General features: G+C 53.9%; 1 pseudogene. It reads right to left on the minus strand.

Annotated elements, in window-relative coordinates:
* Positions 1-182: pseudogene (locus AC1RPW_RS08570) on the minus strand (hypothetical protein); the annotation flags it as partial.
* Positions 183-256: the final 74 nt, after the last annotated feature.

The following is a 256-nucleotide window of genomic DNA, read 5'->3' on the forward strand; positions in this document are numbered from 1 at the left end:
CTGTACGCACTGTAATTTGCGCGGCCTGTCAGATGAAAGGCACCGCGCCCTCGGAACGTCCAACCATCACCAGATGCGACATCTCCATTACCCATGCGCGATGCGTACACCAGATTCGCAAGCTTCTGCGGGTTATTTGTGTAATTTGGAGCGTACGCCTTGCTGGAATCCGACTGATCCATTGTGAATCATGAGGGCCACACAGCGACCAACCGCTCGGGGGTCGTGTACGTCAGGTTTTCGACAAATTTGGTGT

The organism is Dellaglioa sp. CoH-55-MRSF-8 (genome assembly GCF_056782195.1).